The organism is Tardiphaga sp. (assembly GCF_044336785.1).
In the GTDB taxonomy this organism is placed as follows: Bacteria; Pseudomonadota; Alphaproteobacteria; order Rhizobiales; family Xanthobacteraceae; genus Tardiphaga.
Genome location: NZ_JBIIOT010000050.1, coordinates 1 through 21,309 on the forward strand (window position 1 = coordinate 1; position 21,309 = coordinate 21,309).

Annotated in this window: 8 protein-coding genes and 1 tRNA gene; 5 read left to right on the forward strand and 4 right to left on the reverse strand. The window is 64.0% G+C overall.

The window, feature by feature from the left end; all coding sequences use genetic code 11:
- Positions 1-4: 4 nt before the first annotated feature.
- On the forward strand, positions 5-787 hold the full coding sequence (locus ACIQ2A_RS15365) for a MetQ/NlpA family ABC transporter substrate-binding protein (RefSeq protein WP_398480669.1): 783 nt from the start codon (positions 5-7) through the stop codon (positions 785-787).
- 946 nt (positions 788-1,733) lie between these two features.
- A tRNA-Gly gene (locus ACIQ2A_RS15370) sits at positions 1,734-1,807 on the forward strand.
- A gap of 144 nt (positions 1,808-1,951) precedes the next feature.
- Here ACIQ2A_RS15370 and ACIQ2A_RS15375 read toward each other — a convergent pair.
- Together ACIQ2A_RS15375 and ACIQ2A_RS15380 are read right to left on the reverse strand one after the other, a co-directional pair.
- Complete coding sequence (locus tag ACIQ2A_RS15375) at positions 1,952-3,076, reverse strand: metallophosphoesterase (protein WP_398480671.1); 1,125 nt, start codon at positions 3,074-3,076, stop codon at positions 1,952-1,954.
- A 500-nt stretch (positions 3,077-3,576) separates the two neighbouring features.
- On the reverse strand, positions 3,577-4,191 hold the full coding sequence (locus ACIQ2A_RS15380) for a hypothetical protein (RefSeq protein ID WP_398480627.1): 615 nt from the start codon (positions 4,189-4,191) through the stop codon (positions 3,577-3,579).
- Between the two features lie 219 nt (positions 4,192-4,410).
- On the opposite strand from ACIQ2A_RS15380, the gene ACIQ2A_RS15385 reads away from it, so the two are divergent.
- Entirely contained in the window at positions 4,411-5,535 is a 1,125-nt protein-coding gene (locus ACIQ2A_RS15385) for a serine hydrolase domain-containing protein (RefSeq protein ID WP_398480629.1), read from the forward strand.
- 266 nt (positions 5,536-5,801) lie between these two features.
- On the opposite strand, the gene ACIQ2A_RS15390 is transcribed toward ACIQ2A_RS15385, so the two are convergent.
- Positions 5,802-7,133, reverse strand: coding sequence for an aspartate aminotransferase family protein (locus ACIQ2A_RS15390; RefSeq protein ID WP_398480631.1), 1,332 nt, complete (start codon positions 7,131-7,133; stop codon positions 5,802-5,804).
- 157 nt (positions 7,134-7,290) lie between these two features.
- Between ACIQ2A_RS15390 and ACIQ2A_RS15395 the strand changes: the two genes are divergently transcribed.
- The gene (locus tag ACIQ2A_RS15395) at positions 7,291-7,839 is read left to right on the forward strand and encodes a cupin domain-containing protein (protein WP_398480633.1); all 549 of its coding nucleotides are present in this window, start codon (positions 7,291-7,293) and stop codon (positions 7,837-7,839) included.
- 267 nt (positions 7,840-8,106) lie between these two features.
- Here ACIQ2A_RS15395 and ACIQ2A_RS15400 read toward each other — a convergent pair whose 3' ends face one another.
- Positions 8,107-8,481: a hypothetical protein gene (locus ACIQ2A_RS15400; protein ID WP_398480635.1), complete on the reverse strand. Its 375-nt coding sequence runs from the start codon at positions 8,479-8,481 to the stop codon at positions 8,107-8,109.
- 3 nt (positions 8,482-8,484) lie between these two features.
- Between ACIQ2A_RS15400 and ACIQ2A_RS15405 the strand changes: the two genes are divergently transcribed.
- Positions 8,485-21,303: a hypothetical protein gene (locus tag ACIQ2A_RS15405; RefSeq protein WP_398480637.1), complete on the forward strand. Its 12,819-nt coding sequence runs from the start codon at positions 8,485-8,487 to the stop codon at positions 21,301-21,303.
- Positions 21,304-21,309 lie beyond the last annotated feature (6 nt).

Consider the following 21,309-nt stretch of genomic DNA (forward strand, 5'->3'; position numbering starts at 1 on the left):
TAGTATGTCTCTTCGTCGTCTTCTTCTCTCTGCCATCGCCGTCGCTGCCTTCACCTCTGCCGCCTCCGCCGAGACCATCAAGGTCGGCGTCACGCCCGGTCCGCATGCGCAGGTGCTGGAAGCCGCCAAGGCCGTCGCTGCCAAGAAGGGCCTCGACATCCAGATCGTCGAATTCTCCGATTACGTGGTGCCGAATGCGGCGCTGGACGCCGGCGACCTGCAGGCCAATTCGTTCCAGCATCAGCCCTATCTCGACAACCAGGTGGCCGATCGCAAGTTCAAGCTGGTCTCGGTGGGCAACACCATCAATTTCCCGATGGGCATCTATTCGAAGAAAGTGAAGACCTGGGACGAGGTGAAGTCCGGTGCGTCGCTGGCGATTCCGAACGATCCGACCAATGGCGGTCGCGTGCTGATCCTGTTGCGCGACAAGGGCATCATCAAGCTGAAGGACGGCGTCGGCTTCAAGCCCACGCTGCTCGACATCACCGACAATCCGAAGAAGCTGAAAGTCGTCGAGGTCGATGCCGCGCAATTGCCGCGCACGCTGCCGGACGTGGATGTCGCCGGCATCAACACCAACTACGCCTCGCAGGCCGGCCTCGATCCGGTGAAGGATGCGATCCTGCGCGAGGATCCGAAGGGCCCTTACGCGAACATCATCGCGGTGCGTGCGGCCGACAAGGACAAGCCCTGGGTGAAGACGCTGGTGGAGAGCTATCAGTCGCCCGAGGTGAAGGCCTTCATCGACGAGAAGTTCAAGGGCTCGGTGCTGGCCACCTGGTAGTCTGCCTTCTCCCTCCCCCAAGCGGCGTAGCCGCGCAGCGGGGAGGGTGGATCGACGGCGTAGCCGTCGAGACGGGTGGGGTGCTTCCCCACACTCCGTCCTTAAGTGGGGATAGACCCCACCCCGGCCCTCCCCACTGCGCCGCTTCGCAGCCTGGGGGAGGGAGCGCGACGTCGGCGCATCACTTCCCGATCAACCTGTCAAACAGCCCCGTCCATTCCTTCATCCACGCGATCCCGTTCTCGCGACGCTTGCGCGCCCGAGTTGTGCGCATTCCCACGCGACCCTCCCGGAAGAGGGCGTGCGGAACGCCGGGCGCTCAAGGCGCCCGTTGGTGCCTGATGCCGATGCGGTACTCCGCAAGGGGAAGCATCAGGACTTTCCGGAAGCCGAGCGCCGCTCAGCGTTCCGCACGCGGTGTTCGGGGTGCTGTGCCTCCGCGTGGCGGATGACAGAGCGATCCGCCAGACGCCGCCGAGAGGGTCGTCCGTCACGCGTGGCCGAGGGTCAGTCCATCTGACGGTGAGCCGTCGCCGAGCCAGTGGCAGGTCTGGCAAGGCTCCGTCCCGCCCGCAGGCGAACGTCGTCCAGGCACCGCGCGACGCCCCAACCTTGGCGCCCACCGCATCCAGCCCCGCGACCGTGACGATCGCGCTCGCCCCTCTCATCGGGGCCGGACGACAGGGACAATAATCCTCAGGTGGATTTCGTCAAGAACAAAGTAGGAACATTTTCGCTAAGCGTGCCGTCTGTCATCCCCGCCTGGCACGCCGAAGGCGTGCGCGGAGCGGGGATCCAATAGACACTGGCGAAGCGGCTTTATCCGCGATGCCAGTTTTTACTGGATTGCCCGGTCAAGCCGGGCAACGACAGGGATCGACGTCTGGGGATTGTCTTCCCCTGAGAGGTTGAGGCCCCCGGCGCTGTGTGTTACCTGACGCGGCATGCGGGTATAGCTCAATGGTAGAGCAGCAGCCTTCCAAGCTGAATACGAGGGTTCGATTCCCTCTACCCGCTCCAGTCTCCCAGGAACTCATTGCGATTCAAACAGGTTGTGCGCGGTCCGGTCGCGATCAATCAATGTCGGCGTGTCTTGGATAAGCGCTTTCTCAGGCCATCGGGCGCAGATCCGGGCTACCCTTGCTGCGCTGACGAACACGGGCATCAAGCGCCATCGGCCCGGCGAAGCGTGATCCGTGTCAGTTCGGACGGGCGCCCGAGGCGCAGCGCGAATCCCGGCCAGAGCCCGGTGCCGTTGTTCACATAAAGGGTCATCCCGCCGACCTGATAACGGCCCGAGACGTAGCCTGCATTGGCGCGCGCGGCGAGCCGATCCAGCCCGACGATCAGTCCGCCATGCGTATGTCCGGAGAGCTGAAGTTTAACGCCGAGCGATGCAGCGCGCCGCGCGTCGCTGGGTTGATGGTCGAGCAAGATGACGGGAGCGTTGTCGGGGGCGCCACGGATCGCGAATTCAATATCCGGCGCGGTGAAGCCGCCGCCGTGCGATGCACGATCGGTGACGCCGGCGAGGACCAGCTGCCCGCCGTCGCGATCCAGAACCACGTGCCTGTTCTCCAACGTGACCATGCCCATCGACGCGTAATGCTGCATCCAGGCCTCATAGCCGAAGTAATATTCGTGATTGCCCGGGATCATATAGACGCCGTCGATCGCGCGCAGGTCGCGAAGCGGCTCGACGTCAGCGCGCCGGACCTTGAGCGTGCCATCGATGAGATCGCCGGTGATGGCGATCAGATCGACGCCGAGGCTGTTCGCATGCGCGACGACGGTCCGCGCCCAGGCGGCCGGGAACAGGCGGCTGATGTGAAGATCGGTCAGTTGCAGGATCGTGTAGCCGTCGAATTGCGGCGGAAGCCCCTGGATGCGTATGTCGATGTCTTTCAGCGGCGGAATGCGTGTGGCCTGCGTCACGCCGATCGCGGCCAGGCAGGCGGCCAGACCCGCCATTCCGTAGCGGAAGCCGTCGGACACGCTGATGCCAGCGCCAGGAATCAGCGCACCGACGAGCGTCGCTGCGTCCAGCAATAGTTGCATCAAGGCGAGCAGAATGATGCCACCGAATGCCCAGTTGAACAGGACGACGACCGGGCGTGGAAATTCAGGACACAGCACCGATCCCGATGACAGCTTGTTCCAGAAATGGAATTGCGACGCCACCAGCAGAATCAGTGCGGCGACGCATGTTGCAACAAGCGGAAGATGAAGGGGCCAAAGAAAGCGGGTGACGACGAACAACCAGGGCAGGGCAAAAACAAAATGGAAAATTGGACGCCTCCAAGATCGACCGATGCGGTGAGAAGCACTTAGGCATGCAAGTGCGATACCGCAATCGCGGACGAAGGCGCCGTGCGCTCGTTTCAGGTGATTGAGATGAGAAGGTCCGGCTGACACCGGCTGAACGGGCTGTCATAACGGCCGTTGCGAAACCAAGGCCGAGCATCACGTGGATCGTCGACCATTGGTTCGGTCCCTGGACGTCGCTGCACTCATCGGCACTATGCTTGCTTTATCCAGCGCAAAACGACGATGACGATCGTAACAAGGACGACAGTGACGAACAGCCTCTGCCATGACGGTCGCGGGCCCCACGCTGCGGCCGTGTCATCCATGTTCGGCGTAGGCGGCGTCGGTGGGGTGATCGGATCTTGATGCATGATGCTCCTGCCCTGGAGCTCGATCGTCCGGCAAAACATGTCCGTTGTGCGGCGGTGGCCGAGGGCAGCTCTGGCACGATGCGGGCATCGCGCCAGAGAGGCGTGTTACATTTACATCGGAGGCACGACGCCATTGGTGCCGGCGACCACATTGCCGGTGGAGAGCGTTCCGTCTGCTGCTTTTTGTGAGGGGACGAACACCACCATGCCGGGCTTCAGGTCGCCTTGTGCGGCAGGGCCGAAGGTGACGACCGCCGTGTCTTCCGCCACCGAGATGACCTTTTCCTTGCCGTGAAACGTCACCGTGATGTTGCGGCCGTCCACGTCCTTGACGGCGTTGGAGACGGTGGCGTTGGTCATCGTGCTGTTGGGCTTCAGGTCCCAGGGATAGCTGCCTTCGCCGGTGCCTTTCATGGCGGCCGGGAAAATCAGAACTTCGAGGGCGCCGTCGCCACCGCGGGATTTGGGCAGCGAGGCGATGCCGACGAAGTCGCCGGGCTTGATGTCGTTGAGCGAGGCCTTGACCACGCCGGTGACTTTCCAGTTGTCGTTCAGCTTGATGGCGGTGGAATTGCCCTCGCGGGTCTTCACGGTCAGGCTGGATCCTTCGACGCGCTCGACCGTGCCGCGGACGCGAACCGTGTCGGCTGCGTGCGCGGCAGGAATGAGGGCTGAGCTGAGCAAGGCAATGCCCAGCCCGGTGACTGCCGCAGAAAACGCTCTCATGTTCGTCCTTTCACGTGACGCCGTGGCTTGTGCCAATAGCGTTACGTTCGGGGATCGCGATGATTACGCATGGTGGGCATCACGACGGGGTGATCCGCCGGCATTCTGGTTCACGGATCCGCGTGATGTCGCAAGACCACCCGCGCCGGTACAGGTTGCCGTCGATGGCTATCCGGTCGATAAGCGGGATGCGTTGACACCAGCGAGTTTGAATTCTCCATGACAGATGCACGTTATTTCCCGGCTGCCGGCGGCTGGGACACCATCGATCCGCAGGCGGCCGGCTATGCGCCGGACAGGCTCGCTGCAGCCGTTTCCTTTGTGCAGGCGAATGAGACGCCGTGGCCGCGCGGCTTCTATTACGACGACGGCCGTTACGCGCCAAACGTGGACTGGAATGAGACCGGGCCATGGAGCGCGGTGCTGGGGCCAGTGAAGGAACGCGGCGGATCGGCGGGCCTGGTGCTGCAAAGCGGGCGCCTGCTGGCGTCGTGGGGCGATATCGCGCGCGCGGATATGACCTTCTCCATCGCCAAGAGCTATCTCGCCACGCTGACGGGGCTTGCAGTGGATGACGGGCTGATCGGGGAGATCGACGAACCCGTCGCCAAGCGCGTGCCGGGACCGCTATTTGCGGATGCGCATAATGCTCCGATCACCTGGCGGCATCTGCTGCAGCAGACCAGCGAATGGCGCGGCGAGCTGTTCGGCAAACCGGACCAGATCGATCACAACCGCCTGGTCGCGCCGAATGCCGACAACAGCCGCAAGGGCGAGCTCCGCGAACTGCAGAAGCCGGGCGCGTTCTACGAATATAACGATGTGCGCGTGAACCTGCTGTCGCTCAGCCTGCTGCATCTGTTCAAGCGGCCACTGCCGGATGTGCTGCGTGACCGCATCATGAATCCGATCGGCGCGTCGCAGGACTGGAGCTGGGTCGGCTACGAGAATTCCTGGGTCGAGATCGATGGTGAGCGGATGCAGTCGGTGCCGGGCGGCGGCCATTGGGGTGGCGGCATGTTCATCGGCGCCGAGGATCATGCGCGCCTTGGCCTGTTGATGGCGCGCGGCGGCGAGTGGAACGGCAGGCGGCTGCTGTCGCAGAGCTGGATCGATGCGATGTGGACGCCGTCGGCGCTGCAGCCGAATTACGGCTTCCTGTGGTGGCTGAACCGCGGACCGCATGCCAACAAGGGCGCGCCGGAAACGGCCGTCTATGCGCTGGGTGCGGGCGGCAACATGATCTGGATCGATCGGGACTCCGACATGATCGCGGTGACTCGCTGGCTGCCGAGCGCGAAGGCGCCGGAATTTATCCGGCAGCTGATCGCGGCACGGGGCTGAAGCGTTTTCGGATAGAGACCACCACCGTCTTCATGGTGAGGAGCGCGCCGATCGGCGCGCGTCTCGAACCATGGCGTTTATCGTCCATCCTTCGAGACGCCGCGCAAGCGCGCGGCTCCTCAGGATGAGGAGGAGTTCGTGGAGGCCCATCATTTCAACATGGGAATGCTCTGGGTGGCTCGTATCGAAGCAATGGCTTCACAAACAAAAACCCCGACGGCGCTTTCGCTCCGTCGGGGTTTTGCGTTGTGCTTGGCTGCCGCCGCTTACGCGACGCGCTTGATGGCGGCGCTGAGGATTTCCATCATGTCGTCGATATGGTTCTTCTCGACGGTCAGCGGCGGCGACATCGCAAAGGCGTCGCCGCTCTGGCGCAGATAGAGGCCGGTGTTGAAGCAATCCACCATCACCTCATAACCGCGCGCACCCGGCGCATCCTTGCGCGGGGCGAGTTCGACGGCGCCCATCAGGCCGCAATTGCGGATGTCGATGACATTCGGCAGGTCCTTCAGCGCATGCAGGCTGTCGCGCCAGTAATCGGCCATCTTGGCGGCGCGGGTGAGCAGGCCTTCGTTCTTGTAGATGTCGAGGGTGGCGATGCCGGCGGCGCAGGCCACCGGATGCGCCGAATAGGTGTAGCCGTGGAACAGCTCGATCTGGCCTTCCGGGCCGTTCATCAACCCATCATAGACCTTGCGATGGGCGAACACGGCGCCGCAAGGCACGGTGCCGTTGGTGATGCCCTTGGCGGTGGTCATGATGTCCGGCGTGACGCCGAAGAACTGCGACGCGAAGGGCGCGCCGAGGCGGCCGAAGCCGGTGATGACCTCGTCGAAGATCAGCAGGATGCCGTGCTTGGTGCAGAGCTCGCGCAGGCGCTGCAGATAGTTCTTCGGCGGCGGCAGCACGCCGGTGGAGCCGGGCACCGGCTCGATGATCACGGCCGCGATGGTGTCGGCGCCATGCAGCGCGACCATGCGCTCCACATCGTCGGCGAGTTCGGCGCCGTGCTCGGGCAGGTCTTTCGAGAAGGCGTTGCGGGCGAGATCATGGGTGTGGCGGATATGATCGGTGCCGGGCAGCTGGGCCGAGGAGAAGGCGCGGCGGTTATTGACCATGCCGCCCACCGAGGTGCCGCCGAAGCCGACGCCGTGATAGCCGCGCTCGCGGCCGATCAGGCGCGTGCGCGAGGCCTGGCCATTGGCGCGGTGATAGGCGAGCGCGATCTTCAGCGCGGTGTCGCCGGACTCGGAGCCGGAATTGGTGAAGAAGATGCGGTCGAGGCCTTCGGGGGCGATCTCGGCAAGGCGGTTGGCGAATTCGAAGGCCAGCGGATGGCCCATCTGGAAGGCCGGCGCGAAATCGAGGGTGGAGAGCTGCTTCTCCACGGCGCTGGCGATCTCGGTGCGGCCATGGCCGGCATTGGTGCACCAGAGGCCGGCGGAGCCGTCGATGACCTTGCGGCCGTCTTCGGTGGTGTAATACATGCCCTTGGCCGACGAGAACATGCGCGGCGCCGCCTTGAACTGGCGGTTGGCCGTGAACGGCATCCAGAACGTGTCGAGTTGCAGGCTGTTCGGAATCTGATGGACGGTCACGGCGCGCTCCCAGGGTGATGTCAGGCTGATTTTCGCATCTGGATCATGTTCGTAACATTGCAACAAGTCCTTTTCTTGTGCTGATCAAGCTGTTGATTTTGCTGGGCGGAGCGGGCCATATTTGCCGGATCCGCAACACCCGCAACAGGATTTGGGCGTGACCATCGATCTCGGCGAACGGCTGCGCTTCGTGCGCGGGCGCCACAAGCTGTCGCAGCGCGAACTGGCCAAGCGCGCCGGCGTCACCAATTCGACCATCTCGCTGATCGAATCCAACCAGATGAATCCATCGGTGGGCGCGCTGAAGCGCATTCTCGACGGCATCCCGATGGGCCTCGCCGAGTTCTTCGCCATCGAGCCGGACCGGCCGCGCAAGGCGTTCTATCGCGCGGATGAACTGACCGAGATCGGGAAGTCGCCGATCTCCTATCGCCAGGTCGGCGACAATCTGTTCGGCCGCGCCTTGCAGATCCTGAAGGAGCGCTACGAGCCCGGCAGCGATACCGGCCGGGTGCCGCTGGTGCATGACGGCGAGGAGGGCGGCATCGTGATTGCGGGCCGGCTGGAAGTCATCGTCGATGACGAGCGCCGCATCCTCGATCCCGGCGATGCCTATTACTTCGAAAGCCGCCGGCCGCACCGGTTTCGCTGCGTGGGGACGAAGGCGTGCGAAGTGGTGAGCGCCTGCACGCCGCCGTCGTTCTAAGAGACCGCCGGTCTTCGCCGCCCTGACCGCGGCGTTCGTTGACCGCAGTCATGACCTCTTTGACGTAGAGTCGGCCCGGTCACAGACCGTTTGTGGGTTGTCGCCGGAGCACGCATGGCGGCGTGATTCCGCGGGCTGAAGCGTCAGCTCTTCGTGGCGTGCAATCGGGTGCCGGGGTTGAATTCCGCCGCGTGGCTGCCCGGAAATAGCGGCCAAATCGCAAATATCAGAATTCCTTCAGAAAAATATCGTTGTCCCATCAGGACTCTAGATGGGGGCATTGGTATCGGCGACCTGCCGCAATCCGCGGTTTTTGCGTCGGCGTGCATCACCACGCTCGCGCTGCGGCGCCAGGCAGAAGGCCTGTGGCACCCGGACCGATCGGAAGAACTGGACGACGAGATGGTGGTTCGATCGGCTGATGACCCCCGCAAGGATCGCGGCACGGACGCTGCCGATACCCGATTGGATCAACCACGGCAGATGGCCACGGATTTCGCAGATGCGAATGGAGATTTGAAGATGGCGCAAGGCTCGGGGCAGGGCGCGATGCAGCTGGCAGGGTTTGTCGAGGACGAGCTGTCCCTGGACGATCTCGATCGCGTGGTCGGTGGTCGCAGCGCCGAGGGCGGCGAGCTGCATCTGATGTCCGAGGGCGAAGGCGGCGGGGGCAACAATCCACCGGTCGTGCATCCTCCGGACAATCTCCCCAATCCGCTGCAGCAGATCGAAGATCAGGTCAGCAGCCACGCCATCACCGGCGAGCAGGCAATCTCCCAGATTGCCAGCCTGATCGGCAGCCAGCCCGACCACGCCATGCAGGCCATTGCCGGCGCAGAAATTGCGACGCTGATTGCGCGCGGTTTCATCGATGCGACGGCGGCCATGGCCGATCTGCATGAGGCTGTCACCCAGACCCATAGCCTGACCGGCGTGCAGGCGGCGGGCATCCTCGGTGGCGTGATCCAGGCGCAGTACACCATGCTCGGTGACTATCCCGCGCTCGCGCCAGCGGCTGCGACCGAGATCAGCAATCTGATCGGGGACCATGCGCTGACCGCGGATCAGGCAGTGACCACGCTCGCGGCGCTGGCCGGTCAGGACCAGTACCTGAACTGGGGGCTGATGAACCAGATTGCCAACATGGCACAGCAATATGCGATGCCTGCGGCAGACATCGTGGCTGACGTCACCGCCGCGGTCGATGACCACGACCTGACGGGCTTGCAGGCGATTGCGGTGCTGACCGCCCTGACGACCTATCTGCCCCTGACGGGCACGGCGCCCTATGTGGATCTGGCCGGACACGCGATCGGTGATCTCGCCAGCACGCACAATATCGACCCCGACGATATCAGGACGGTGCTGAACGACAACATCTTCGGTACGGATACCCGTCTGCCCGGGCTTTTCCTGTCCATGGTCGAGGCGAATGAGAGCCTGGCGGAGATGGCCGGCGGCATCCTCGCCCAACGGATGGCGGGCGACATCTTCTCCTGGACGCCGGTGATGAACCAGTTCAAGGCGGCCGTCGCGGATTTCGGTATCGCATCCGACGACGCGATCGCTTTGCTGATCGGTGTCGCGCATGGCAACAGGACGGCATGGGCCGCCGAACTGATCGCGCAGCTCGTCGTACAGACCCACGTCTTCAGCATGACGGAGGTGATGACGGGCATCCACAATGGTGCCGAGACGACGGCGATGGCGGACGGGGCCGTGGCCCTGCTGTATGGCCTCGCGACCAATGGTGGCTATGGCCCGACCTTCGCGCCGACGGCCGAAGCCGAGCTGGTCGCATTGATCGAGAGTGGCAAGATCACCGCAGCGCAGGCAGCGACGGATCTGCTGGCCAATGCCACCGCAAGCCGATCGCTCGAAATGCTGATGATGGTCGGGACGGCCAATGTGCCCGATGCTGCTGATGCAGTCACCGCTGCAGTCCAGTCACTGGTATCGACCTATGGCGGCGTCGCCGTGGTTCATGGGCTGGTCGGGTTGGTCGGCGGTACCGCGTCGATCTATTATGATCCAGCCATCGGTCCCATCGTCTTCGATCAGGTCTCGGCGCTGGTGGCGTCCGGGGCGCTCACGGTGCACGAGGCGATCGAAACCCTCGCCGATGTCGCGACCTCGACCATACGCGCGAGCGGCCGGGAAGCGATCGCCGATGCCATCGTCGCGCTCGCTGCTGCGGCCGTGCCGCCGCTGAGTGCTGCGCAGATCATGGCTGACGTGATGACGGTTCGGCCGGCCGCCAGTTCCGACAACACGATCCTGCTGCTGGCCTTCCTGGCCGGGCACAATCACGATCTTGCCGCTGCGGCAGGTGGCGCCCTTGCCGGGATGCTCGATCCCAATGACTGGCCGGTGTCCCAGCCAAGTTTCGTGGTCGGATCGGTCACCAACTGGATCGGCAGCCTTTCGACATTGTCGGTCGAAGCCGCGGTTGCGCTGCTCAGTGCAGCCGTCGGCAATGGGCAAACGGCGATTCCCGCGGATATCGCAGGTGCCGGATTGTCATGGCTCGTCACCAACGAGAATATCGCGCCGGTTGCGATCACCGATGCGATCCACGGCTCCACTGTCAGCGGCCTGACCACCGGTGCATTGGCGCTGGTGATGCTTGCGCATTTCGCATCGAGCGCGGGCTCGACGGCGCAGATCGCCATCAACAATGAGATCCGAGCGCTGGTGACCGGCACGACGCCGTTGCTTCAGCGCGGCCATGCGGTCGATATCCTCAATGACATCCGCGACGCCGCCCAGACTGCGAATAATGCTGCCTTCGTTGCCATTCTGGATTCCCAGCTCGCTGTTCTGGCCTCCGGCGATCCGGCGACCGCGATCTTCAACGGACTCAATTCGACGACGAACTTCGCCGATCTCGAAACCGCGGCCAGCCAGCTCGCCGCTTTGATCGCAAGCGGGGAGTCGCCCGTGACGTCGATCATGGCGAGCATCGATCTCGCTTATACGAATGCCGTCCTGACTGCACCGCAGGTCGCGCAATTGCTGATCAATATTGCCAGTCACGGCGATGCGGCCACGCAAACGGCGGCCGGTGCCGAATTCGCGAAGATCGTCGCCGACGCAGGCGTGGCCATCTTCGTACCGGCCGGCCAGATGACGCTGGATCTCTCCACCGCGATCCTGTCCTGCCTGGGCATCGGCCTTGGCGGCAAGCCGGAATCGGCGGCACCGACGGTCGCGCATGCGATGAACGCGGATGCGGCACTCACTTTCGTCATCGGCGCGCTCGGCGCATCGACGACCACCGAACCCGTGCGCTCCGCGTTCTGGCTGGCGACGCAGACATTGCTCAATGGCAACTGGTCTGGCGTCCCGATCCTGTTCCAGCAAATGCCCTTGGCCATGAGTGGGACCGTCGCCGCGTCGATCAGCGACATCGCGTCCAGCCATGCGATGAGCGGAGCGGAGCTGATCCGCGCCGTGTTCGTGATGACGGGCCTGCCGCAGTTCAATGCGCCGCAGCAGCTGCAAAGCCTGATTGGCAACGCGCAGGTGTCGATGACGGATGTTCATTCTGCCATCGTGTCCGGCTGGTGGCAGTCCGATAACGCGATCCAGGTGCTGGCCGGGATATCATCGACTCCTGCCGTCATGACCGAGCTGCAGAGCCTGATCTCGGGCGGAACAGTGACCGCCGCGGACTTCGTCAACAGCCTGCATCTGGGGCTGCTCGCGGGCTGGAATGCGACGGCCGTCAGTGTCGAAAACTATGTGCGCGTGCTGTCCGTGCTGGCGTCATCAAGCGATGCTGCCGTGCAGACGGCTGTCGTCAACGAACTCGCTACCGCGTTTCACAACGGTCAGATCAGCGTCAATAGTCTCGACGCGGTCCTGGACGCTGCCGGGGTCAATCAGGCATCGCTGGTGGAGCGGGTTCTGGTCGCCTATGACGGTTATGCGTTTGGACCGCTGGTTTCGGTCGGCCTCATCACGCTTGATCACGCACTCGTCGTTCTGCAGCAGGCAGGCGAACTTTACGATGCCGTCCTTCGTGCGGTCACTGCGAATACATATGACGTCGCACTGTTGACTGCTGGTCTGGTCGAGATGCTGGCGCATGGCGATCTCAGCGCCGCCGCCGCGAAGCAGATCAGCCTGCAATTTTCCTATCAGGGCAATCTCGCGCTCGCCACCATGGCAGGCACGCTTCTTGCGGCGGTGGTCGCGGATGGCAGCGTGACGGCCGGCCTGTTGCTGGACGAGGTGCGCCTTGCCGCCAACAAAAATGCGCATGTCCTGCAAGGCTCGGAAGGCATCGGCATCGTGCAGATGACCTATCTGCTGAACAGCTTCATCGCGCATGGCGATCCGGCCTCGGCCGTCGCCGCAGCCGAACTGGCGCGCACGCTGGCACATCCCGCCTACGGCTTTTTCGCGTCGCCCGCCACGGCGTTCTCGTTCGTGATTGCCGCTGCCGCAAATTCGAATGCGAGCACGCTGCCGCAACTCGCGAGCATGCTCAAAGGCATGATCGAGAACATCACGGTCGCGTTTGCAGACGTGACCGATGCGCTGGATGGCCTGCCGGCGACCACCGCGCTCGGACTCTATCTCAATATCGCCCAGCGATCGGTGACCAACGGCACGCTGCTGCATGATGCACTTGGCGAGATTTCCGCCATGGTTCCGGGTCGCATCTCGGCGTCGGCTGCCGTGCTGGCCCTCAACGGCATGTTGAGCAACGCGGCCGGGATGCTCGATGCACCCACCTATGCGGTGTTGTCGCAGGCGGTGGGCGCGGAAATCAGCGCTATCGCCGCGGCGAATCCCGGCACCGACGTCCTGTCGGGCATCGCCGACGCCATCCGCAGCGGGACGCTGACGGGATTGCAGGCCGCGCAATTGCTGCTCGGCATGATCACCGGCAACACCGTTCAGCCTGATGTCGCGGCCACGATCAATACGTTGATCGCGGATAACCTGATGACGGCCCAGCAACTCATTTTGTCCGCGCAGACGATCGGTCAGGCGACGTCGCAGCCGGCGAGCGAGTTGCTCGACACGTATATCAAGCTCGCCGCCATCAGTCCTGCCGTGATGCTTGCTGCGGGCGCCATGATCGGATCGATGATCTATACCGGTGCGATCAACGGCGTGGTGGCGATCGGGGAAATCAATAGTGCCATCGGCAGCGTGCTGACGATGAACGAGGCAGTCGCCCTGTTCGCCAGCGTGGCCGCGACGCATGAAAGCCAGGTCGGGACGGTCAACAGCCCGATTGCGGCGCAACTGTCCGTGCTTCTCAACGCCAATGTGTTGTCCGCGCAGCAGCTGCGCGATGCCGTCACCGGGGCTGTCCACGATGGCAGCGCGACCATCGAGCGCGCGTTCGCGCTCTATGCGATGCTGGCCAAGTCGTATCCGGAGCGCCACGACCTTGTCGTCGATGGGATGACCGATCTGTTGACGGCGAACCCGGGCGCACAGGGCATGAGCCCGTTCAGCGCCATTGGTATCGCCTTCAGCGGTGCGGCGGATCTCGGAATCCCGCTCGCGCTGGACCTTGCCGTCAAGAATCTCACGACGCTCCAGCTGCCCTTTGCGAGTTTCATCGCGGGCCTGATCGTTCCCGATGCGTCGCCGGTCACCGCCGGCAAGATGCATGTGTCCGACGCCTTTGCCTTCATCCAGAATGCCTATGCGCAGGGCGTCATCACGCCGAATGCGCCGGGCACGATCACGGCGGCGCAGGAACTGAAACTGCTGACAGGCCTGTTCGCCGCCGGCGCTGGACCTGGGACGGGCGCCAGCCTGTTGCCGCTGGTTCATGATGAACTCGTGGCGATGATCCGTGGCTTCAGGGTGAGCGACGTGGCGGTTGCGGTTGCGCTCGAAGCCGTCGGAGAAAGCAGCGCGCAAATCCAGGCTGCGGTGAATCTTGAGATCGACGCGCTCGAAGACGAGATCGGTCCGCAGATGCGGATCAATGTCGCGGCGGAAACCGGTGCCGACATGGCAACGGTCGGCAGCGAGCTGACCGCCATCATTGCGGCTGGCGGATCGAATGCCGAGCAGGTGATGAGCTTCATTGTCGCGGCGGTCACTGCCGGCAATCTCACCACCAGCCAGGCATTGACGATGATCGCGTCGGCGCTGGCACATACGACGAGCAACGGAATCTATCTGGTCGGTCCGACCAATGCGACCAACTGGATCATGTCGTCCGTCTATGCGCTTGGCGTATTGGCAGATCGTGGCCTGTCCGCGGATGCGATCGGCAGCGCCATCGAGGGCATCTCCGCCTATGGCAACGCGACGATCAGCCCGACCAATGGCGTTGCTATCCTCGCGGCGCTGGCGGCCCGTGACGCATTGCAGGACAGCGCAGCGACGCATATTGCCGGTATTCTCGCCAGCAACGGCCCGACCTTCACCATGTGGATGGCAGTCGGCGCTGTGGTGGACTCGATCTCGCTGGCATCGAATGGTCTGCATGCGGACGATGCGGCGCGTCTCTTGATCAAGGTGGCTGCTGCGATCGATACGCCTGCCGCCTTCAGCGAGATGGCGGCAATGCTCGGCAACCAGTCGGTGCCGACGCAGATCCCGCCGGCGATGGTGGTGGAGACGGTTGAGGCGCTGCTGCAGAGCGGCGCGCTGTCGGCGCAGCAGGCGTTGAGCTTTCTCGCGCCCTACGGCGTCCTCGCGCCATCAGCCGCCGGACATGCGATCGGTGATCTGATCGCGAACCATCAGATCACAATAACCGCCTTTGCAGCTGTGGTGCATGGTGGCCTGTTTCAGACCTCCACGGCGATCGACGGCAGCACGCCGGCGAGCCTGCGCGGAACCGGCGAAATCCATTTCAGCACCGCGATCACCTTGCTTGCTGCGATGACGAGCCGGACCGCGGACGCGATCGACATGTTGATCACAATCGTCACGGCAGACACGACATCCGTGTGGTCCATCATCGAGACGGCGCTGACGACTGCCGCAACGGGGCCGCTGTCGGCACAGGAAGCGGTCAGGGCGCTGACCCTCCTGGCGCTGGATCCGGCTGCGGCGTCTGCTTTCGGCGGCAACTTCGCGGCACGGGTCGCCAGTGACGTCAACACGCTCGTCATCGCCAATGCCATCACCACGGCGAGCGCCATCGCCCAGATCGTTTTGATCGGAACACAGAGCGAGGAACTCGCCGACCTTGCTGTTCAGGTTGTGAAGGGGCTGATCGGAAATGGTCCGGCGACCGGGCCGGACGCCATCATCGGCGCCATCGGCTATGGCATCACGGCAGTGCAGGCCATCGACCTGCTTACCCAACTCAGCACGTCCACATCGGTCAATCTGCTGTCGCATATTCGCACCGACTTCGCCTATCTGATCTCCAGCGGCATGCTGACGGGGGCGGATGTGCTCGGTGCCCTGCATGATGCATGCATCGACCATGGTCTCGGCGTCGCCCAGGAAATGGCGCTGCTGGCCGGCATCTATTCCGACGGCAATGGCAATGCTGCCGTGGAAGCGGCGGTGGCGCACCAGATCGATGCGCTGATCACGAACGGCCGTCTCACACTGGCGCAGGCGATCGACGCCATTGCGCTGGCGACCTATGCGTTAAGCTCGACCTTTCCTACGGTGTTCCAGGACCAAGCGAGCTACCTTGCCGGTGGCCTGCAGAGCGGCGACGCCGCAGCATTGCTGGCGCGGATCGCAACCATCAGCAGCAACCCGACTGCGCTCGCGACCGTGGCTGACGCCATCGCAAGCCTGGTCGCCGGCAACAAACTCGATCTCACGGCGGCTATCAGCGGTATCGATGCCGCGGTTGCGACAGGCACGCTCGACGCGGCCAGGACGGTGGCGCTGCTCGCCAGCATCCCGCTCACCGCGTCCGACGTTATTCATACGGCTGTTGGCGGCGAGATCGCCGCTCTGGTCGCAGCCCATCGCCTGACCATCGATCAGGCGGTCGCAACGCTGGTCGCGATGGCGCATCAGGGCAGCGTGACGCAGCAGATCCAGGCGGGTGCAGCGCTCGGCCTCGCCATCGCGCAGAACGCGACCGATCTGCCGAGTGCAATCAGCGGCGTCCTCGCGGCCGTGCAGGCCCAGGCCCTGACTGCGAGCCAGGCCGTCGCGCTGCTGGCGGGCATGACTGCCAATACGGGTGCGGGCGTCACCGCGGCAATCGGCAATGCGATTTCGGCGCTGATCGGGCAGGGCATCTCTGAGGCGAACGCCATGTCGCTGCTGATGACGGTCGCGGGATGCGGCATGGCCGCGATCGAGACCGGCGCTGCGGCCATCATGATTGGTCTGACGACCGATGGTGGATTGGTCACTCAGGCCGTCGATGCGGCGTTCACGAGTGGCGCGCTGTCGGCGGTTGCAGCTATCAGGCTGTTGCTTGGCCTGGCCGATAACGGGGATACAGCGACGCAAGCCGCTGCGGGTCTGGTGGTCGGACGTATCGTGCAAGTGACCGGATCGATATCGGCGCTCGCGGTTCAGCTTGCCGCCTCGACATTGTCACAGAGCGAGGCCGTCGTGTTGCTGACCGGCGCGATCGCCGGTGCCAGTACATCCGCGCTGCAGACGCAGATGGCGGCGCTGATACAGACGCAGGTGACCAACGGGACGATCACGATCGCGCAGGTTCTTGCTGTGATCGACGGCGCGGTCGGTCACGGGCTGAATGCGGCGCAAGTACTGACCGCGCTCGTGCATCTCGAAGAAGCGGGCGACAGCGCCATGCGCGTCGCCATCCTCGCGCAGGTGGCTGCGCTTGTCACCAATCATCTTATTGACGCTGCTGGTGCGGCGTCGGCGTTGCTCGCCGCTGCGCACCATGGTTCGACTGCGCTGCAGAGCCTGGTCGGCGGCATGCTGGCCACGCTGGCGGATCGTGGCCTGTTGACCGATCAGCAAGTGTCGGAGGCCATCAGCACGGCGACATCGCTTGTGACGTCCGAAAAGCTCGGCGTTCTCATCGGCATGTCGGTGAACGGCAGCGCTGCGGCGCAGGCTGCCTCCGGTGTGGGCATTTTGACACTGGTGCATAGCGGGCAGGTTGATGCGCAAGCCGTGGCCGCGCTGATCGACAACGCGGCGCGACAGAACGTGATCAGTCCGGAGCGCGCGCTCCAGGTGGCGCTGAATATTGCCGCCGCGGCGACCGCCGACATCGGTGCTGGCGCGACCGGACTGGCGCTCGCGCTTGATAAATACACGCGTAGCCAGATGCTTGGCGAGGTCGTGTCGGTGACGACGTCGCTCATGACGAATGGCGGTAGTGTGCAGGCGACGCTGCTCGCCATGGCGGGCCACTCGGTGGCGATGGCCGAAACCGTTGGTCGCGCCTTGGCAACGATGTGGGCGGCTGACCAGACAACAGCGAGCCCGGTCGTACGCAGCTTCACGGCCTGGGTGCCGCTTCTGGCCGACGCGGTCGCCAATCAAGTCATGTCGCGCGAGGAAGCACTGCCGTTCGCGCTGGCAGGTTCGATTGGAGACTATGCCCAGACCCTGATGACGGGGCTCGTGCGGGCCGGCGTATTGACGGCGGTGGAGGCAGTTCAGGTTCTGGCGTCAGCTGCAGTCCGCTATGGTTTCGGCGACGGTGCCAATCCCGAGCTGGCTTACAACGGCATCACGGGACCCGATCCCGAACTGGCGAATACAGCAATCCGCCAATTGCAGGCACTGATGACCGGCGCGAATAGCGTGCCGGCACTGGTCAGCCCGGCCGCGGCGATGAACGAGATCGTGTCGTTGGCGGCAGCTCATGCATTGAGTGGCCAGCAGGCTGCCTCGCTGATCGCCAATCTCGTCGGCCGGCTTGCAGTCAGCGACGCGCTCGTGGCTGCCAGCGCCATCGGTGCGCTCGTCACGCAACAACTGATCGTCAATGAATCGGCGATGCATGCGGTCGCCTGGGCGGTTGGCGCGACCAGCGGCCTGACGCAGGGGCAGGCCAACCTGATCTATGCGTCCATGGCGCTGAGCAGCGACCCTGCTGTACAGCAGATCGCCGTGTGGACGTTCAACTTCGGTGATGCGCGGCTCGCACAGGCATTCCATGGGGTGACCACCAATCCGATATTCACGTCGGATCAGGCGCTGGCCATCATCACGACCATCGCAGCGGGTCTGACGATGTCCGGATTGCAGAATGATGCGGTGGTCGCCAGCGCACTTTCGGGCGAAATTCTGGCGATGGTGACGGCGCACCAGATCACCGCGGACCGTGCAGTGATCGTCCTCAGTGGCCTGGCCGCGACGTCGGTTGCGCATCTCGGCTATCTCGGTACCGAACTCAATGTGCTGATCAGCGCGAATGTGATTTCGTTTGCGCAGGTCGTGACCATCCTGACCGGTTCGGCCCTGAGTGCCGATCAGATCGTCACTGCGTTGGTTGGCCTGGCCTCGGCCAATACGGCGATGGATGCGCAGGTGTTGAACCAGATCGGTTCGATGATCCGATCCGGTGCCATTGGTGGGTCACAGGCCATGGATGATGTCGCGCATGCCCCGTTCGCCATTGCGCTACGCTTGCTCACTGGCTTCGCCACAGAGGGCACGGCGATCATCGACGCTGCCGCAACGGCTTTGGCAGGGTTATTGAGCCAGCCGATCGGGGCAAACAATATCCATAATTTCTACGCGCTTGCATTGGCCAATCTGACGCCTGTCGCGGCGGCCGGCTGGATCGCGAGTGTCGGCGCGCATGGCGATGCCGCTGTACAAAGCTATGTGGATAGCCGTTTGCGCAACGACGTGCAGTATAACGGCGGTCTGTCCGCCGCGACCAATATGTCGACCCTGCTCACCAGGTATCTAATCGAGTTCGCGCCGACGGCGCTGGTGCAATATTACATCGGCCAGATCATCGGGCGGATGATCAATCCAGCGATGCTCGAGTCATTCAACTCGCTGGTTCCGCCAGCGATACTGGCACGCGAAGTCATGTCGACGGTGGACCGTGCCATCAAAGGCACCGAGTCGTGGAAGGATGCCGTCACGACACCGGGCTCGCGGCCGGAAGACCAGAAGACCGTGTCATCGAATACCGCAGCCCTCACTCTGCTAGGCCTTGTCAATGCCACCACGAACGCCAGCGCGCAGGCTGCCGCGGATGCAGACCTCAAGCTGCTCTCGAGCAGTATTGACGGTCAACTCCTGACGGCTATCGCGCAAGTGATGGCGCCGCAGCAGGCGCTCACGCAGTTCGTGACGATGCTGCAGAATGGATGGGTCAGTGTTGGACTGGTCGGCGAACAGCTCGCCGACATGGTGGCCCATGGTTCGCTGACGGCGCAGCAGGTGCTCGATGCGCTTGCGCCGCTCGATGCCAACCAGCAGCTCGCGGTCGTGACGAATATTCTCGCCCATAACGGCACGACCGAATCCGCCTTCGTCTCCAGCTTCGCCGCGCTGACCTTGCTCGTCTGGGGCGTTGCGCCGACGTCGCAGGTCTACACGGCGATGCATGACGCGCTGACACAGGTGGTGCCGGACTTTGTCGGTCTTGTGCGTGGTACGACCTCGGCAGCAAATGCCATCAACGACATCAAGGCGATCGCCACCAGCACGGGCGTGTCCGTCGATCTCCTGCTGCTGTCGGTCTATCAGAGCGTCGCGCAAAACATCGATACCAAAGGCTTGCCAGTGTCGAGCAATGCGGCGCTGACGGCGATCGGCACCGAGATCTACAATCACATCGTCAATGGCTCGGCCGCACATGCCGTGGCGGAGATTGTGCTCGGCGGCTCGCTTTCGCTGGCGGACGCGGCGGGGTTGATGCGCGAGCTGGGAACGACCGCTACCATCCCTCCCACTGCGACGGCCCTGGCGGTGATGAACGGGGAGATGTCCGTCTGGTATGCCGACGCGCATTTCCCCGGCTGGAACACCACCTGGCAGCAAGAGGCTTTCACGATCACCAATGCGGTCGGCATGATGCAGGCCGAAGTGGCGTCGGCGCAGGCGATTGAAGCCGTCCTCAGCGGTCACATGACCGGCGACGAGGCGGTCGACGCCATCCTTCGCGCTGGCGGCGGCTCCGAATATGCAAAGGACATGGGCCTGCTGGCGCTGGCGCACGGGCTCGAAGACCATGCCGCCGGCGATGCGGCGCTGGATGCGGTGCGCGCCGAGATCGGCAGCCGCATCAGCGGCGAGTCCACCGCGGACTCGCTGGTCACGATGGCGTCCCGTGGCTGGCTGTCGGAGGCCGATGCTGTCGAGATGCTGCGCGACCAGATCGCGGTTGCGACCGAAGGCCTTCCGGCCACCGAGGCGTCGATCCTCGAATGCATCGCGCTGGCACGTCTCGACCTGTCGGCGAGCGGACAGATAGATCCGCATGCGACGCCCGAACAGATCATGATGCATGGCGGGCCGACATCGTCGGGAATCCAGCAACTGCTCGAAACCGCGGATGCGGCCAAGCTGCTCACCGGCCTCGGCGCGCTGCAGGTCGCGGGTGGTGCCACGTCCTATGATCTCGGTGCCGGCCTCGCGCTGGCGCAGCACGTCACGCAGGTGCTGGTCGACCAGATGATGGCGGAGCACGCGCGGGCCGGCACGTCGCCGTCCGGCAGCGGTAGCAGCATCGATATTTTCGCCAATATGCCGCCGGCCGTACAGCAGATCATCATGTGCGCGGAGATGGCGAGCCAGTATTTCACCATCGGCCTCAGCTACGCGCCGGTGGCGCTGGACGCCATCGAGCGCGCCTGGGCGCCCGCCCGCGACATCCATTATCTCACCAGCGATCCCGCGAGCGTTCAGAAGTGGGTGGATCTCGGCGTCGATCTTGCGGTCGGCGGCGTGCCCGCAGCTGGCATCTTCAATGCGGCGGGTGCCGGCCTGCCGGGCTGGGCCAGCGGCCTTCAGTCGGCGATGCTGAACGAAGCCTTTGGCGCCGGTGCGGGCGGCGTCTTTACCGGCGTCACCATCGCCAGCAATGTCGCCGTCATCGTGCTCGGCATTCCCGCCGTGCAGAACGGCATGCATGACGGCGGCATGACGCTGGCGACGATGCAGACACTGGCCAATACGTGTTCGCTGATCAGCGGCATCATCTCGGGCAGCGTGCATGCCGCGGCGAACACCGTGCTGAACCTAGCGGAAGGCACCTTCGACACGTTCAAGGCCGCGGTGACCGGCGGCGATGTCGGCGCGGCTGCGGAGGAGCTCGGCCGCGAGCTGTTCCAGCACGTCACCGGCTTCAGCCTCGACGGCATTTCCGGTGTGGGCGAGGCGGCGGGGCGAGCTTTCGTCGATCTGATGTCCGGCAATCCGGATAATCTCGCGGACGATGCCCGCGCGCTCGGCCAGGCGGCGCTGGACATGCTGGAATCCAACAAGCTGGTTCAAGTCGTCGATGCCCAGTTCGACAAATTCCTCGACAAGATGGCGGAAACACTCCGCCTCGATGCCGAGGCCGCGCTGATGGCCATGTGGCTCATGGGTCTCACCTTCTGAGGCCGT